The sequence below is a fragment of the Sphingobacterium sp. UBA6317 genome, assembly GCF_002440385.1.
GTDB classification, from domain to species: domain Bacteria; phylum Bacteroidota; class Bacteroidia; order Sphingobacteriales; family Sphingobacteriaceae; genus Sphingobacterium; species Sphingobacterium multivorum.
Genome location: NZ_DJTD01000045.1, coordinates 54393 through 69163 on the forward strand (window position 1 = coordinate 54393; position 14771 = coordinate 69163).

At 35.5% G+C, this 14771-nt stretch carries 13 protein-coding genes and 1 tRNA gene; 8 read left to right on the forward strand and 6 right to left on the reverse strand.

All coding sequences use genetic code 11. The features are described 5' to 3' along the window. Positions 1-130: 130 nt before the first annotated feature. The 5 genes from B3E92_RS14835 to B3E92_RS14855 all read right to left on the reverse strand — a co-directional run bounded on the left by B3E92_RS14835 (position 131) and on the right by B3E92_RS14855 (position 6136). Entirely contained in the window at positions 131-2062 is a 1932-nt protein-coding gene (locus B3E92_RS14835) for a DUF3732 domain-containing protein (RefSeq protein ID WP_286897450.1), read from the reverse strand. After that, on the reverse strand, positions 2059-2526 hold the full coding sequence (locus B3E92_RS14840) for a three component ABC system middle component (protein WP_286897451.1): 468 nt from the start codon (positions 2524-2526) through the stop codon (positions 2059-2061). The genes B3E92_RS14835 and B3E92_RS14840 overlap by 4 nt, the downstream gene beginning before the upstream one ends. Position 2527: 1 nt before the next feature. Beyond that, entirely contained in the window at positions 2528-3748 is a 1221-nt protein-coding gene (locus B3E92_RS14845) for a hypothetical protein (RefSeq protein WP_286897453.1), read from the reverse strand. An 817-nt stretch (positions 3749-4565) separates the two neighbouring features. Continuing rightward, complete coding sequence (locus B3E92_RS14850; protein ID WP_286897455.1) at positions 4566-5873, reverse strand: site-specific integrase; 1308 nt, start codon at positions 5871-5873, stop codon at positions 4566-4568. Between the two features lie 189 nt (positions 5874-6062). After that, positions 6063-6136 (reverse strand) — tRNA-Ile (locus tag B3E92_RS14855). An 89-nt stretch (positions 6137-6225) separates the two neighbouring features. Between B3E92_RS14855 and B3E92_RS14860 the strand changes: the two genes are divergently transcribed. The 8 genes from B3E92_RS14860 to B3E92_RS14895 all read left to right on the forward strand — a co-directional run bounded on the left by B3E92_RS14860 (position 6226) and on the right by B3E92_RS14895 (position 13908). After that, positions 6226-6858 carry an HAD family hydrolase gene (locus tag B3E92_RS14860; protein WP_175441966.1) on the forward strand — a complete coding sequence of 211 codons (633 nt, stop codon included), beginning with the start codon at positions 6226-6228 and terminating at the stop codon, positions 6856-6858. Positions 6859-6948: 90 nt separating this feature from the next. Beyond that, complete coding sequence (gene rpsU / locus B3E92_RS14865; RefSeq protein ID WP_046672133.1) at positions 6949-7143, forward strand: 30S ribosomal protein S21; 195 nt, start codon at positions 6949-6951, stop codon at positions 7141-7143. Positions 7144-7244: 101 nt separating this feature from the next. Continuing rightward, positions 7245-8126, forward strand: coding sequence for a tyrosine-type recombinase/integrase (locus B3E92_RS14870; protein ID WP_070563761.1), 882 nt, complete (start codon positions 7245-7247; stop codon positions 8124-8126). A 14-nt stretch (positions 8127-8140) separates the two neighbouring features. Continuing rightward, positions 8141-8500, forward strand: coding sequence for a ribosome hibernation-promoting factor, HPF/YfiA family (hpf, locus tag B3E92_RS14875; protein ID WP_070563758.1), 360 nt, complete (start codon positions 8141-8143; stop codon positions 8498-8500). A gap of 261 nt (positions 8501-8761) precedes the next feature. Continuing rightward, entirely contained in the window at positions 8762-9136 is a 375-nt protein-coding gene (locus B3E92_RS14880) for a DUF6686 family protein (protein WP_070563755.1), read from the forward strand. A gap of 373 nt (positions 9137-9509) precedes the next feature. Then, entirely contained in the window at positions 9510-10037 is a 528-nt protein-coding gene (locus B3E92_RS14885) for a ferritin (RefSeq protein ID WP_070563752.1), read from the forward strand. A gap of 224 nt (positions 10038-10261) precedes the next feature. Then, complete coding sequence (locus B3E92_RS14890) at positions 10262-12940, forward strand: TonB-dependent receptor (protein ID WP_239468738.1); 2679 nt, start codon at positions 10262-10264, stop codon at positions 12938-12940. Next, positions 12937-13908: an NAD(P)H-quinone oxidoreductase gene (locus B3E92_RS14895; RefSeq protein WP_313372512.1), complete on the forward strand. Its 972-nt coding sequence runs from the start codon at positions 12937-12939 to the stop codon at positions 13906-13908. Before B3E92_RS14890 ends, B3E92_RS14895 begins: the two co-directional genes overlap by 4 nt. Here the strand turns inward: B3E92_RS14895 and B3E92_RS14900 are convergent. Further along, positions 13897-14760 carry an AraC family transcriptional regulator gene (locus B3E92_RS14900; protein WP_070563746.1) on the reverse strand — a complete coding sequence of 288 codons (864 nt, stop codon included), beginning with the start codon at positions 14758-14760 and terminating at the stop codon, positions 13897-13899. The genes B3E92_RS14895 and B3E92_RS14900 overlap by 12 nt on opposite strands. Between the last annotated feature and the right edge of the window lie 11 nt (positions 14761-14771).

The window sequence follows — 14771 nt, forward strand, 5'->3', positions numbered from 1 at the left end:
ATTTGTTTGGCTGGTATTAAGCTGGGACGTTATTTTAAGCAGTAGCGCCGTGGTCAACGCAACAATTTGGTATTAATGGGCCGCAAACTCTGTTTCCATAATGCTCAATATTTGGTGATGTGCTTTACATTTAGCTTTTAGGCATGTCACTTTTTGCCGAAATTTTTTTGTCAATAGTTTCTTTTCCAATTCCTCTTTCTGGAATTAAAGCATTTCCATTTCTAAACAACTCGACCAGATGAAAGTTCTCTAGATTTATCTCTTTCCAATATCTCTCAGGCGCATGTTCTAAAAGTATGATTTGGAAGTCCGTATTATATTCCTTGTTTATTGAGCTAATGAAATCATTCAATAACTTAAATGCTGACTGTAATTTATTTTTATCATCGTCCTTTTGTATCTCTTCAATATCTAAGGTATTCTCACGTGCCCCTTCGTAATAAGGTTGGCTTGGTTGATCCAAAATTAAAAACTGAGGAACATAACTATGCTTTAAACTTATAAAATGTTCATGTAGTCCTAAAAACAGAAATAAATGTAAAAACATATAGTTGGATTTACTTCCAATTTTTGATTGTGCTAAAACTTCTTTAGCCTTTCTCAGTTTTAGGCTTTTTTCATGAACATCCAAATAAACTTTATATTCTTTGTATACACCCATGGAGTCTCCAACTGAATTAAAATAATTCTGTATCAATTCCTCAAGATCAGAAAGTATTATTCTCCTTTTCTCATTTGTGTTGGATATATTTGCTTGTAAATCATTGATTTGTTCTTTAATATTTTCCTCGTCAGATGTTTCCAAATCTAATTCCCATTTATTTTCATAAAATGCTAACTGAGATTTGAGTTCGCCTATAAAAATAAATTTTTGAGCCTCATCGGTATAATCTTTAGTAGAAGTAGGTAAAAGCGAGAGTTCAGATTCTATGTTAGATAATTTGTTTCTTAAAGCGTTGATTTCAGATTTTACATTTATAGAAATTGGTTTCTTCTTTGATATTTCATTCTTGATAGTTTGCATTGTTAACTCTAAAGAATTCAAGAAAGTTTTAACTTCCAATGTAGGGATTAGATCGTTGAAGTTTTCATTTAAATATTCAATAGGTTTGATACTTTCATAATCTTCGTTAAGATTTTTTTTGTACTGATCATACTCATGATTGAAACGTTCCAAATTTCGTATTTGTCTGAATATTGTTCGCTTACGCTTGTTCAACTCATCTACCTGATGCATATTATTTGAGTAGTTCGCCGTACGATACTGGTTGATAAGCTGCTTCAACCTTTCGTGTCCTTCCTCAAATGTAAAAAGTTTTCGTTCAATTAGATCGTATTCTTGTGCTTGGGAAACAAGTTGAATTATTTTTTTCCCGAAGAGCTTCTCCTCTTTATCTAATGTTTTTTTTCTTTTTTCAATTCTATTAAGATCCTTTTCTAAACTATCAATTTTCTCTTTGGCCAATACATTATTTACATCATCAACACCAATTGCTAAGTAGAAAATTCTTTCAAGCGCTTCGATATATTTATCTCTGTCATACAAATGATAATCAAAGAACTCTTTAGTATGTGCTATAGTGTCTTCAGAAAGCGTATTAAACAACAAAAAATAACGAAATGAAATTTTTGATCCTGCTAAAATATGTTTACCACCGAAAGGAACTTTCAAATTTTCGTCTATACCGAATTCCTTTTCTAGAACAGACTTAACTTGTTTAATATCATTATTCTTAACTAATTTTTCAGGATAAGTACCGTCACTCGAAAAATAAATATCCCCGGATCCAATATTCGATGTTGGTGCTTTTCTTGCGATTAAGAAGTCTTTGTCGTTTATTTTAAAGTCCAAAGCATACCAAGCGATATTCTCATTAATTACCTCATCAGCAATATTAGCTTTAGTAGATAACATACAATAATCGAATATTGATAAAATACTAGATTTGCCTGTTCCACTTCCTCCTGTTATTACGTTGACTTTATTTGGTAGAAAATCAATTGTCCTTGGGATAGCATTGTTTTTAAACCAAAGTACTATTTTGTTAATGTGAAATTTCATAATTCAATCTTCAATTTTAAATACAAAGAATTTTCATTTTGTCCCTTCATCAGTTCTGAAAGTTGCTCAATGGCAGTTAATAGATTACTGGCTCTTTTACCGATCTTTCGTTGAAAATTTTCAGGTTGAAACTTCGAATTGTCGTTGAAACTTATCTCATCCCTTAGAATTGTAATTACTTTCATTTTTTCTAAAATTGTAATAGCGTTAATTGAAATAGTAAGTTGATCAATAAACCTCGCATTAAAGCTGAAGAAACATTCTGGATTTTTTAGAATAAATTCTTCTAAACTTCTTTTTTGAGATTGGTTTCTCAACTTTCTCACCGTAGGCGGGTGAAAAATGAACGGTAGTACAAGGATAGCTTTTGCAGCTGATAAAGAGCCAGTAATTTTAAAAAAGTAACCTAACGCAACAGTCGCTAGAGCCTCATTGTTAATAATTGATGCGGAAATTAATTTCATTTTAGTAGCGATTTTTCCAATCTATATGCCAACCTATACCCTTTTCTTCTGTTAGTAAATAGAAATGGCCATTACTCAGTTCCATAGAAAATAATGTCTCATCAAATTGCAATATTTGTTTTCGCATTTCGTCTAACAGAGATAAAGCAGACGTTTTGATTTCGTCATCTAAATCTGAAATAGTAAAACCCTGTTCAATTTTCTTTTTTATGGTTCGATATGTAGCTCTAAAAGAGTTTTTTTGGATTAAAATGGTTTCTTTATTCAGTTTTTCTCTATCAGATGAAAGAAAGTCTCCGTTTTCTTCCCAATCTTTGAGGTTATTTAATAGTTGTAACATTTGAGTTGTATAAGCTATTATTTCATCTTTGTCAGATTCTGATATATCTCCAATATCAATTAATTGCTTTATAAAGTGTTGGTGTTCTGGGTTATCAGGTAAGATGAAAGGTAATTCTCTAATAGGCAGTTTTGTACTAATGGCAACTTTAAAACACTTTGCGAATTTTATATTGAAATCCTCAAAACTTATCACATTCTTTTCGCCTTTTTTAACATTAAAATAGTTGGTATCACGAAGTTCAGAATGTAAATTCCTGTAAACATCCTCAATTCTTTCGCTAATATGAATTTTTTCAAGTAAACGTCTTTTTATTTTTGATATTAGGTCGTCCTGATTGAGTTCAAAACCGATTTTTGAAATAAAAGAATTAAATATTTGACTTTTTAGCCCTCGGAATCGATCTATAAATGATCTGATTTCTAAATCAGAGGTATTAGTGGAAAGAGATTTTAAGTACTCCTTAAATTCTTTAGTTTTAATTTCACCATTTTGTGCTTTTAATAGTTCAAGTATAAAAGGATTGTTAGTACCATTTTTATTTGTGGAAATTAAAAAAGTCGTCTGTTTAAGGTAAGCAATTGGGTCAGTTTGTTCTTCTATAATTTTACTCCAATTAAAAAGGGTTTTCCAAAGGTCCTTATCTCTTTCTGTAAGATTAATTATGTCCCCGGAAGCATTTAATTGTAGCGAATGCTTTGTTTGTATCAAAATTATTGAACCATTAGCTAATTCTACATGTACATCGTCCTTTTCTTCTAGCCCAATCTTTTCTCCATGCCTTAAATCGAGCAATAGAAAAAAGAAATAATAAAATTGATAATCAAACCCAATGGAAGTGTCTGATGCCGATGAATCTTTCTGTGTTTTAGTAATTGACATTGATCTTTCAAATTATAGGTTACAGCAGCATGGCATAAATATAAGAATATTAATTTCATTCATACTGAATTATCTTTGAATTAATAACTAGAACAATGATCAATAGCCTTACTTCTAATTATTTTGGAAAACAGCCATTGTTTGGTTAATGTTATAGTCTCAAATAGTGTATACGAATCAACTATATCATTGTTTCCAAGCTAAATGAGGTTCAACAATTAAAAACTATCAATTTAATCATAATTTGTTCTAGATCATAAAGACTTAAATTAGGTATTTCAAAATTCAACACTTCTGCTGGTAGCAATTTGAATTTTTTGGAATAGCCTTTTAGTACAATTTCATGTATAAATCAAATATTGGTGAATTACCTTCTTCAAAAAATTAATAGTATAACTTGAATTGATTAATTTTTCCTTATTTTATCTCTTAAAAAAAGAATTCTAGTATACTCATTCCAAAAAGTTAGTTTTTTCTTTTTTATAGTTTATGGACATATTAAAAGATTGGTCGGGACAACCAACACCCTTAGTTGGGTTTCGATTCTGACTTGTCTATCTTAAAATGCTGTCAATAATTCTAAATATAATTGTGGTTCGTCAATATTTATTAGGCTTCGTTGTAATCCAAATAAATGCAAGCCAAGCAAAAAAAGTCACCGAAAATCCAATCCAAGGCGTCGTCATGCTGAGTGCACCTAAGAAACCTATTGTCGATAGTATACAAATGATAAAGAATAACAGAATTGTTTTCATGATATAAGATTAGAAATTATTTTGAAAATATACTGCAACGGATAATTTCGTTGCAGTATAACTCATGCCGCTTGTTTATTTTTATTTTTCTTCTTTTTAGACTTCTTAGGTTTATCTTTCTTAGACTCGATTTTTCTAAGAATTCTCATAACTTTCTTTTGAACATCGTCAACAATTTTCCAGTCTTTTTCAATGTATATATCAGTAACTCTATTTCCTTCATCTACATGATTTAAAGCGAGAGCGACATCATCTTTATTTAATCGACATCTATTCCTGGCCGTACTAGCAAAAGTGTGTCTTGCCCAATATAGGGTTAGATTTTTAATTCCGGTTAAGTTACGTAGATGAGCCATTCCTTTAGAAAGTGCATAATTCAGATAATTTGGACTTTTATATCTGCTTTTTAGTTTTTCAACGTATTTTTCAAGAAGTGGTCTTGCCTCTTGTATTATTCTAATGCTAATAAATGCGTTATCTTTTCGTAAGTCCTTGGTTTTTTTTCGATTATAATCAATTCGACCGTTTCTAATATTTTGTAAGCTAAGATAGTAGAGATCAACAGCATTGATTCCACAGAGATAAAAGGATAGCATATAAAGTTCTTTGGCTAATTCAGCTCTGCTATTTGGAACTGTAGGACAATCTCTTAATTTTAAAACATCATCGATTTCATTGTTTCTTTTTTTTGTTATCGGAGGGGACCCGACTTTATATCGTTGAAAAGGGTAGTGCTTAATTCTATAAATGCCTAAATCTTCATTGTTATATTTTCTTCTAGCCTCGTTAAATAGTGTTCTGAGGTCACGCATGTGATTATGTAACCCGCTATCAGATAAACCTTTTTCTGTAGTTACAACAGGTTTGCCGAATTGATTTAACCTCGTCATAATCCGATCTGATTTTAAAAATCTCTCATATGATAATAACATGTTTGAGTTTATTTCTTTTATAGATACCTTCTGCCGTTTGAAATAATCTACTAAACTGTTGCAGATCGCTGAATGATTTTTAGCGGTTCCAGTCCTACCGTCTGTCTTTAGGCTATTGATATGTTCCTTGCAAAATTGAATGAATTCTACATCTTCATCCTTGTCTTTTAAGTAGTCCCTTAAAGATTCAGCCGTAAAATTTTCCAGCATGGCGTCAAGGTCACTGATTGCTTTGCGATATTCCTTGAGTTGTTCATTTAGTTTATCAAGAATAAATGTGTCCTTGATCTTTTTGTTTTTGGTCAGCTGCTTTTGAACGACATAATGGTTAGTGTCCAAAAACCTTCTTTCTCCTTTGTGATAGACACAGATTTTTACATTGTAGGTGCCATCAGATTTTTTGTGGTGTTCATAAACTTTTGCGCTTACGGTTGCCATAATTTTTTTTCTTTAGCACGTAAAAAGTACCGTTACATATTTGTTACATTTTTACGTGAAGTTCAACAAAAAACTATGCAAAACTGGCCGAATAGGGTACTTTACCCATGGCCATCACATCAATGGAAATTGATGCGAAGAAACGAAAAAAGCGTCTTTTTCGCATAGAAAAGCCGCTTTTTTGCTTTGTGCTCCCACCTGGGCTCGAACCAGGGACCAAAAGATTATGAGTCTTCTACTCTAACCGACTGAGCTATAGGAGCAGGTCTTTTGTTTTGTCAATTTAAACAGCTGTTGTGCCGTTTTGACGATGCAATTATCGATATTTGTATTGATATTTCAAAATAATTCGATGGAAAAAATTAAAAATATTGTTCTTGATTATGGGAATGTGATCTTTATGATCGACTTTGTAAAATTGAAAGATGCTTTTACTCAGTTAGGTATAGAAAATGTTGATGCCGTATTTGGACATCATGGTCAAAGTGCACTTTTTGATAATTTTGATAAAGGAAAAATTGATTCGACGCAATTTCGTGAAGGGATAAGAGAATTAACCCAAAACCCAGCACTGACGGACGCACAGATTGATACGGCCTGGAACAGTTTACTGATCGGTGTACCACAGGGAAATCATGAGATTTTAGTCCAGTTGAAAGATCGATACCGTACCTTTTTGTTAAGTAACAACAATGCAATTCATTATGCCTATTGTATGAATGATATTCATGAGAAATATGGTGTTGCCGACAATGAAGGTTTTTTTGAAAAGACCTATTACTCTCATTTGGTAGGGATGCGCAAACCTGATGCGGAGATTTTTGAATTGGTTATGCAAGAGCAACAATTGGATCCGGCGGAGACTTTATTTATTGATGACAGCCCTCAACATCTAGCGACAGCAAAACAATTGGGTTGGCATACGGCATTGTGTACGAAGGAGAAACCGCTAAGAATTTTGTTGGAAGAATTCGAATTGCTATAAAAAATAATTTTGTTTTCCTTTTTAAAAATAAATAGCTTACCTTTGTCCCACTTTAAATTTAAAAGCGGCGAAAGGAGGTATATATAACGCATGATTATCGTAAATGTAAAAGAAGGAGAATCTTTAGATAGAGCATTGAAACGTTTCAAAAAGAAATTCGAAAAAACTGGAGTTTTAAGAGAGTTGCGTTCACGTCAAGCTTACGAAAAGAGATCTGTAACTCGTCGCATTCAAGTGAAAAAAGCGATTTACAAACAATCTTTGAATCAAGATGTAGCTAACTAATTGATTCGCTGAGAATTTTAAAATATAAAGGGAAAAGCAATGCTTTTCCCTTTTTTTTGTGCTTTTAAGTTTGTAATTTAAGCTATATAGCAAGGGAAAATATGTTGGAAAAGGAGTTTATTCGGTTTTTGCAGATTGAAAAAAGGTATTCAGAACATACGGTTATTGCCTATAAGCATGAGTTGGAGATGTTCCAGTCTTTTTTGGATCGTGAGGGACTGACTGTGCAGGATATCGTATACCGTGATTTACGTCATTATTTCGCGCAAATGGTAGAGTCCGGAAAAAATGCAAGTTCAGTCAACCGGAGTATGTCCTCCATGCGAACTTATTTTAAATTTTTGCAAAGAGAAGAGTGTATTGCGAAAAATCCCATGACGCTTATTAAAGCGTTAAAAACTGCTAAAAAATTACCGGTTGTTGTTGAAAAGGAAAAGCTGGTCCGTTTGTTGGATCAGATGGGGCAGGAGCAGGATGGGTTTGAATCCTGCCGCGATTATATGGTTATGGAATTGTTGTTCGGTACCGGGATTCGGTTGGCAGAATTGTTGAAAATTAAGGAGCAGGATATAGATTTTTTTAATAAAAATATTCTTATATTAGGTAAAAGGAACAAAGAACGCTTGGTTCCGATCAATAATCTTTTATTGAAAGAATTGAAAAACTATTTGCAACAAAAGGCGACGCAATTTGTTGATACTAATAACAGCTTACTAATCGTTACGAAAGAAGGAAAGCCAGCATATGCCAAGCTGATCTATGCTATTGTACATCGGCAATTGACGCTGATTTCTACTCAAGGTAAGAGAAGTCCTCATATTTTGAGACATACTTTCGCCACGGCCCTGTTGGACAACGGGGCGGATTTAAATGCAATTAAAGAGCTGCTGGGGCATGCAGGGCTTGCGGCAACACAAGTGTATACGCATAACTCAGCAGAACGATTGAAGTCAATTTATAAACAAGCTCATCCAAAAGCTTAAAAAAAGGAGGAAAAATGAACATTACTGTGCAATCCATTCGATTTACTGCTGATCAAAAGCTAATCGAGTTTATCAAAAAGAAAACAGGAAAATTGGAGCAGTTTTTGGATTCCATTATTGGTGGCGAATGCTACCTGCGATTGGAAAATGTCGATGATGAGGCAAATAAAATTTCAGAAATTAAATTAAATATCCCGGGAAGCCAGCTTTTTGCGAAAGGGCAAGCGAAGAGCTTTGAGGAGGCGACAGATATTGCTGTCGAATCCTTGCGTAGACAGATTAATAAACATAAAACAAAGACAAAAAATACAGTTATCAATGGACGTAATGAAGTTCTTACCCTAGAGGAAGAAGAAGAGGAAGAATACGATTAATAACTATTAAAATATAGATGTAAATGTAGGAGGTCAGTTATAGAAACTGGCCTCTTTTTTTGTACCGCTCTATTGTAATTGGTCCGTAAGAACCTAACGTGGATTTTCGGGGCTGTTGATCCATGTGAAATTAGGAAGGATTTATTTCCATTACTCGCTGAAAGGCTTATTTATATTAAATCAAAATAATCTTCTGTTTTACTTGGATTGATTATAAATAATATTTATTTTTGATCGATTTAAATGATAAGGGAAATAGAAATGTCAAAATTGGTTTGTCCGTTAGCACATGTTGAGGAAGTGTTTTCAACTATAGTAGGTACAGTTTATCAATGTAGCCGCAAAAATTGTTTCTGGTTGGAATATAATAATGAAACAACGTCTTTCTCGGTATCGGATTTTTTGAAATTTAAGAAACGTATCGATGGGATTGATGTTGAGCATATGCTTCATGATACAACACGCTCATCTGATTTTGAAATCATTATGCCTTTTCGTACAGAAAGATGTTTCATCTTAACTGTAGCGGATGTGCTCCAGTTGCGCGAATTATTAGATGGCGCTAAATTTATGATGGAATTGAATAGCGTTGTCAGAACTTGTTTGCAGGTTTCGCCATTTGCGGTTTTCGCTTAGGTAGTATATATAAACGAATTTAAAAAGCGGTGTACGTCTATGATGTACACCGCTTTTTGTTTTGTGGTGACCTTATTTAATTTTAATTTAAATAAGTCTCAATGGACTACCTTTTGTTTTTTGGTTGGCATTCCTGATTTTAAGTCCTTTCTGCCACTTATTGTTTTATTTGATGGCTTATTGAAAGTATCAATATTACGTATTTGTAATTGTATTGATTCTAAACAAGTTGTGGTTTGTTTGTCTAATTTAGACTGAATTTGTATTACATATTCTTGATACACATTTTGAATATCTGCTGTATCTTTGTGATGTAGTCAGGTGATCATGTGTTTCACTTGTTCATGTTTTAGAAATTAAACTTAAGGTAAATATGAAAGATTTATTGAAATTAAAATCTTCTTTGAAAGAAGAGATCGAAAATATATTGAATGCACAGATTAAAGTTGAAGCTCATTCTTCAGCATTATATTTGGCAATGTCTTCATGGTGTGATGATCAGGGTTTGGAAAATGCTTCCGAGTTTTTTGCGAAACAATCCAACGAAGAACGCGAGCACATGTTGAAGCTTTTCAATTATATTAACAACCGCGGTGGTCGTGCAATTTCTCCGGAAGTTACAGGTATTCCTCAAGATTTTGAATCATTCCGTGGTGTATTTGAGCAAACATTGGAACAAGAGATGTTTGTTACTGAACAATTCAATAATATTGCGGATAGATGTGCGAAGGAAAAAGACTACGTAACTTTTAACTTTGTTCAATGGTTCTTGGAAGAGCAAGTGGAGGAGGAGTTTGTTGCAAGACGTATTCTTGAATTATTCGATGTAATCGGTGAAGATGGTACTGGCCGTTGGGAAATTGATAAGCACCTCGTTAAGGTTACCTTTGCGGGTGAATAATAAATTGTAAAAAATAGTGTAAGAAACGAGCTGTTGAGAAAACAGCTCGTTTTTTTTATATACAAAATCACAACTTTTTACGTTAATAGCTTAAGAATTCTTATATTGAATTGTATTATTGCAAAGTCTATTTGATGGAACTAAAGGACGGGAATATTATCCGGTTAGTACTTTTTTTAGCTATAACGAACTTGTTTTTTTTACCCAAAACCACTTTAGGGCAGGTGTCAAAAAAAGAGGTTTATGGCATTGTTGTCGATACAGCTGGAAGGCCCCTAAATGGTGTAAGTGTTCACCTGACGAGTTCCCGCGATACCTTGTTCTCATCAACTTCCGCAACAGGTTATTTTCATTTTAATCGTGTACTGGGTAATGATATTCGTATTAGCTGTAGCCAGCTGGGCCTTAGTATCTTGGAACGTAGTTATCCCTTGTACAATAGCACGACAGCTAAATTGGATGTTGGAAAATTGACCATGTTTCCCCATGTATCCCTTTTAAAAGAAGTTGTTGTACTAAAATATAAACCCATTGTCTATAAGCAGGATACTGTTCAATTTAATCTGGATGCTTTTCAATTTGATCGTCGGGCACTCTTAGAAGAGGCTCTTAAGGCATTACCCAATATTCAGGTCTCGCGGGATGGTTCTGTCTACGCCTTCGGTAAGCCCATATCCTCTGTTAAGGTGGATGGTAAAAAATTCTTTGGTGGCGATGTGCTCACCGCCACACGCAATCTTCCTGCAGATTTTGTGAAAAGCGTTCAAGTTATTGATTTTTATGGTGACGAGGCGACGGCAAAAGGAATTAAAAGTGCTGAATCCGAAAAAGTTCTGAATATTGTGCTCAAAGATGATAAGAAGAAAATTACTTTTGGTCAAGCTACGCTTGGCGGTGGTTCGGTAGATCGTTACTTGGGGAGTGCTGGACTGAATCGTTTCAATGACGGTAAAGAGTACTCTGTTATTGCCTCGGTCAATAATACCAATACCAACCTTTTTTCTTTCGGTTCTCCCAATGGCGGGGAACGGGAGCGGGAAATGGGTGAGCTAGCGGATTTTGCGGACCCGACAGACGGCGTCAATAAAATCGGCTCTGTAGGTGGTAGTTTCTCTAGTCCGCTTTCTAAAACGGTAACAGCAAGCGGAAAATATAGCTTTACGCAACGTAATAATTATATCCAGGGAAATTCCTTATTACAATCGATATATGGGTATGGCAAAGCCGCGAATAATCTGATTAGTAATTTTGAAGATTACAAAATAAAATCAATCGATCGTATCCATAAAATGGACTGGGATTTTGATATGAAGCTGTCGCCCAAAGATCAGCTTAAAATATCGCCCAAACTATCTTGGACCAATTCGACCAGCAATACGTTAAAAGATAGAAGGATCCAAAATAATCGGTTAAGTAGTACGGGGAACTACGGCGCGGCCAATAGTACAGAAAGCCCTGCTGCGGCTTTAGATCTTTTTTACGTGCGAAGTTTTACTAAACCGGGGCGGAAAGTACTTTATACTTTGCATACGGATTTTAATTCCTTGGATAAAGATGAGGAAGTGCGCGATTTTAATAGAGCGATCGACAGCAGCTTGAACGTGCCAAAAATAACGGAAACTTACCTGAATCAAATGGTCCGTTCCAGCAATGAGAATAAAAATATCCAAAGTCGCTTGTCGTTGGTGGAGCCCGTTGATTTAGGTGGTACCTTGGAGATCAATTACGATTTCGATTATACCAAAATTGATGCCCGTCGCTCTACTTTTGACAATAACAATAATTTTAACAACGGGCCCATACTGGTGGATTCACTTAGTTTGAAGTACGACTATTCTTTCGCAAGCAATAAAGTCGGCATGATTTACCGCCAAGACTTAAGCGAAAAAGTAAAGGTAAACTTCGGTTTTGCAGTTCAGCCGTCCGAATTAACGGGAAGTTCAACAGATAAACTGATAAAAACCTCCTATTCAAATGTTAATCTCGTGCCCTCTGCTGGATTGAAATGGAAGTTTACCAAAGAAGAGGATCTTTCTATGGACTATTATGGACGTAATAACCAGCCTAGTTTCTATCAGATACAGCCGGTGGTGGACAATACCAACACACAGAATATTGTGATCGGAAATAAGGATTTGAAATCTGAATTTGCACATAGTATTGTTTCAAAGTATCGCAAATCCATCACGCGGAGGGGACAATATCTGGAAGCCAGTCTTGCTTTTAACTTAGTAAATGATAAGATTGTAGCCAACCGGACAATTGAACCTAATTCAACGATACAGAAAACGACTTATCGCAATACAGAAGGCTACTATGATATTAAGAGCTATTATTTGTTTACAGCTTCTTTATTGTCGGATAATTTGCAGATGAGCTTAAATGGCAATGCAGATTATTACAACAATATTTCGTACGTCAATGATAAAAAGAGCTTTGGTGGACACTTTTTGTTTACACAAGCCCTTCAATTCCGCTATACCTGGAGTGATATTTTTGAAGCGGAATTAAATGGCAACTATTCGTTGAACAGGGCCACATTTGACTGGCCTGTACAAGATAATATCACGGCGCATTCCGGAATCGTTGGTTTGGGATCTAAAGCTTATTTGGGCAAACATTTTACCATGGGACTTGAACTTTCTCAAAAATTTAATGCGGGTTATTCGAGCTCATGGAACAATATTAATCCAACGATAATCAACGCCTATATGGAATATACTTTTGGAAGGAATAACTTGGGTATGTTGAGATTTCAGGGATTCGATCTAATGAATCAGAATACTGGAATTTCACGTGCCGTGGTGGGAAATGATATTTTAGACGTTCGAAACAATCGTTTGGCTCGTTATTTTATGCTTTCGCTCAATATAAGATTACAGAAATATCCCAAAAAATCATGATGAAAGCTGTCATTATTACTGAACCGGGTGGACCCGAAGTTTTGGAAGTCCGCGATGTGGAGATGCCGCAGATCGGTGAACTGGAAGTTTTAGTAGAAGCAAAGGCTGCAGGTGTAAATAGACCTGATGTTTTTCAGCGTAAAGGGAACTATCCGGCACCTGCCGGGGTGGATGCGCGGATACCTGGATTAGAAATAGCAGGGGTTATTGTCGCAAAGGGAACCGGGGTCGCTGACTGGAACATTGGTGATCGTGTATGTGCACTCGTAGCGGGTGGAGGTTATGCAAACTATGCTAAGGTCTATCAGGGACATTGTTTGCCTATTCCCGATCATTTAGATTTCGCGGAAGCAGCCTCGCTGCCTGAGACCGTATTTACAGTATGGGACAATGTCTTTCGAAGAGGGAATTTGCAGACCGGCGATCATTTTTTGGTACACGGTGGTGCTGGTGGGATTGGCAGTACGGCAATTCAGTTAGCGGCCTTGTTTGGTGCAGCAGTATATACGACAGTCAGCTCATCTGAAAAGGCTAGCTTTTGTAAATCATTGGGAGCAACCAAAACAATAAATTATAAAACGGAGGATTTTCTGGAGGCGCTGAAGCCTTTGGGGGTTGATGTTATTTTAGACAGTATTGGTGGTTCATATTTTGAGAAAAATATCAACCTTTTGAACCCCGATGGTCGTTTAGTATATATTAATGCGATGGAAAGCGTAATAGTCGAGTTAAACTTGCTCAAATTAATGCAGAAACGGATTGTTTTAACGGGAAGTACATTACGGGCGAGAGACCGTGAATTTAAGCAAGTGCTACGGGATGATATCTGGTCTCAGGTATGGCCGAAACTTAGCGCTGGCGATTTCAAACCGACCTTATACCGGGTGCTTCCTTTTGCCGAGGCTGCTGAAGCCCATCGATTGATGGAAGATTCAAGCTTATTGGGTAAAATCGTCTTAAGTTTTTGATCGCTGAAAGCTGAGCGGCGTGGTGCCGGTTACATTTTTGAAGTATTTATGGAAGCTTGAAAAGTTTTGAAAACCTGATTCAAAGCAGATCTGCTTCACCGTCTGTTTGTTTTCTATTAATAAATTGCAAGCGGTTTTCACGCGCATTTCGATCAGAAATTGAAAGAGCGTTTTTCCGATCTGTGATTTGAAATAACGGCAGAAGGAATTTGGGGTCATTCCCGTGAGAGAGGCAAGTTCTTGCAGGCGTATCTGGTCGCGATAATTTTCACCGATATATTGCATGGCAATCTGCATACGGTTGGCATCCTGATCTTGCAGCTGGATGGTAAAAGTGGGGCTCGTTAACAGATCATGTTGTTCTTCGGCCGAAATATACTGTAATATTTCTAATAAATGAATAATACGTGGGGTACCTGTTGCTGCCAAGATAGCGTCAATTAATTGCGCAGTTTTTAGTCGGCTGCACTCCAATAATGAAATGCCTCTTTTGGAGACGCGAATAAGGTCTTTGATGGATTTATTTTCAGGTAAATTAATAAAATCATTTCCCCAAAAGTTCTCTTTAAAATGAAGCACACGAATATCTGCGCTTTCTGCTTCTTCCTCTTGAAGATAAATTTCGTCAAATAACCAATAATGAGGTAGGTTTGAACCCACAAGGGTGATATCGCCCGATTCAAAGCGCCGGACACTATCGCCAATAAATTGGGTGCCTGAGCCTTTGGCGAAATAAATTAATTCCAGTTCTTCGTGGTAATGCCAAAGATTATGGTACTGAGGTGTATTGTCTCTACGCGCGTTGAACGAATGCTCAAGATTGCTGTTTAAATGAAGCAGCTGTGCTTTCATAATTATGAAAT

Bases quoted from the DNA above. Each gene is read 5' to 3' on its own strand.
- B3E92_RS14880 (WP_070563755.1), top strand. From the start codon at position 8,762: ATGTCAAAATTGGTTTGTCCGTTAGCACATGTTGAGGAAGTGTTTTCA.
- hpf (WP_070563758.1), top strand. From the start codon at position 8,141: ATGAACATTACTGTGCAATCCATTCGATTTACTGCTGATCAAAAGCTA.
- B3E92_RS14860 (WP_175441966.1), top strand. From the start codon at position 6,226: ATGGAAAAAATTAAAAATATTGTTCTTGATTATGGGAATGTGATCTTT.
- B3E92_RS14840 (WP_286897451.1), bottom strand. From the start codon at position 2,526: ATGAAATTAATTTCCGCATCAATTATTAACAATGAGGCTCTAGCGACT.
- B3E92_RS14885 (WP_070563752.1), top strand. From the start codon at position 9,510: ATGAAAGATTTATTGAAATTAAAATCTTCTTTGAAAGAAGAGATCGAA.
- B3E92_RS14850 (WP_286897455.1), bottom strand. From the start codon at position 5,873: ATGGCAACCGTAAGCGCAAAAGTTTATGAACACCACAAAAAATCTGAT.
- B3E92_RS14835 (WP_286897450.1), bottom strand. From the start codon at position 2,062: ATGAAATTTCACATTAACAAAATAGTACTTTGGTTTAAAAACAATGCT.
- B3E92_RS14870 (WP_070563761.1), top strand. From the start codon at position 7,245: ATGTTGGAAAAGGAGTTTATTCGGTTTTTGCAGATTGAAAAAAGGTAT.
- B3E92_RS14900 (WP_070563746.1), bottom strand. From the start codon at position 14,760: ATGAAAGCACAGCTGCTTCATTTAAACAGCAATCTTGAGCATTCGTTC.
- B3E92_RS14895 (WP_313372512.1), top strand. From the start codon at position 12,937: ATGATGAAAGCTGTCATTATTACTGAACCGGGTGGACCCGAAGTTTTG.
- B3E92_RS14845 (WP_286897453.1), bottom strand. From the start codon at position 3,748: ATGTCAATTACTAAAACACAGAAAGATTCATCGGCATCAGACACTTCC.
- rpsU (WP_046672133.1), top strand. From the start codon at position 6,949: ATGATTATCGTAAATGTAAAAGAAGGAGAATCTTTAGATAGAGCATTG.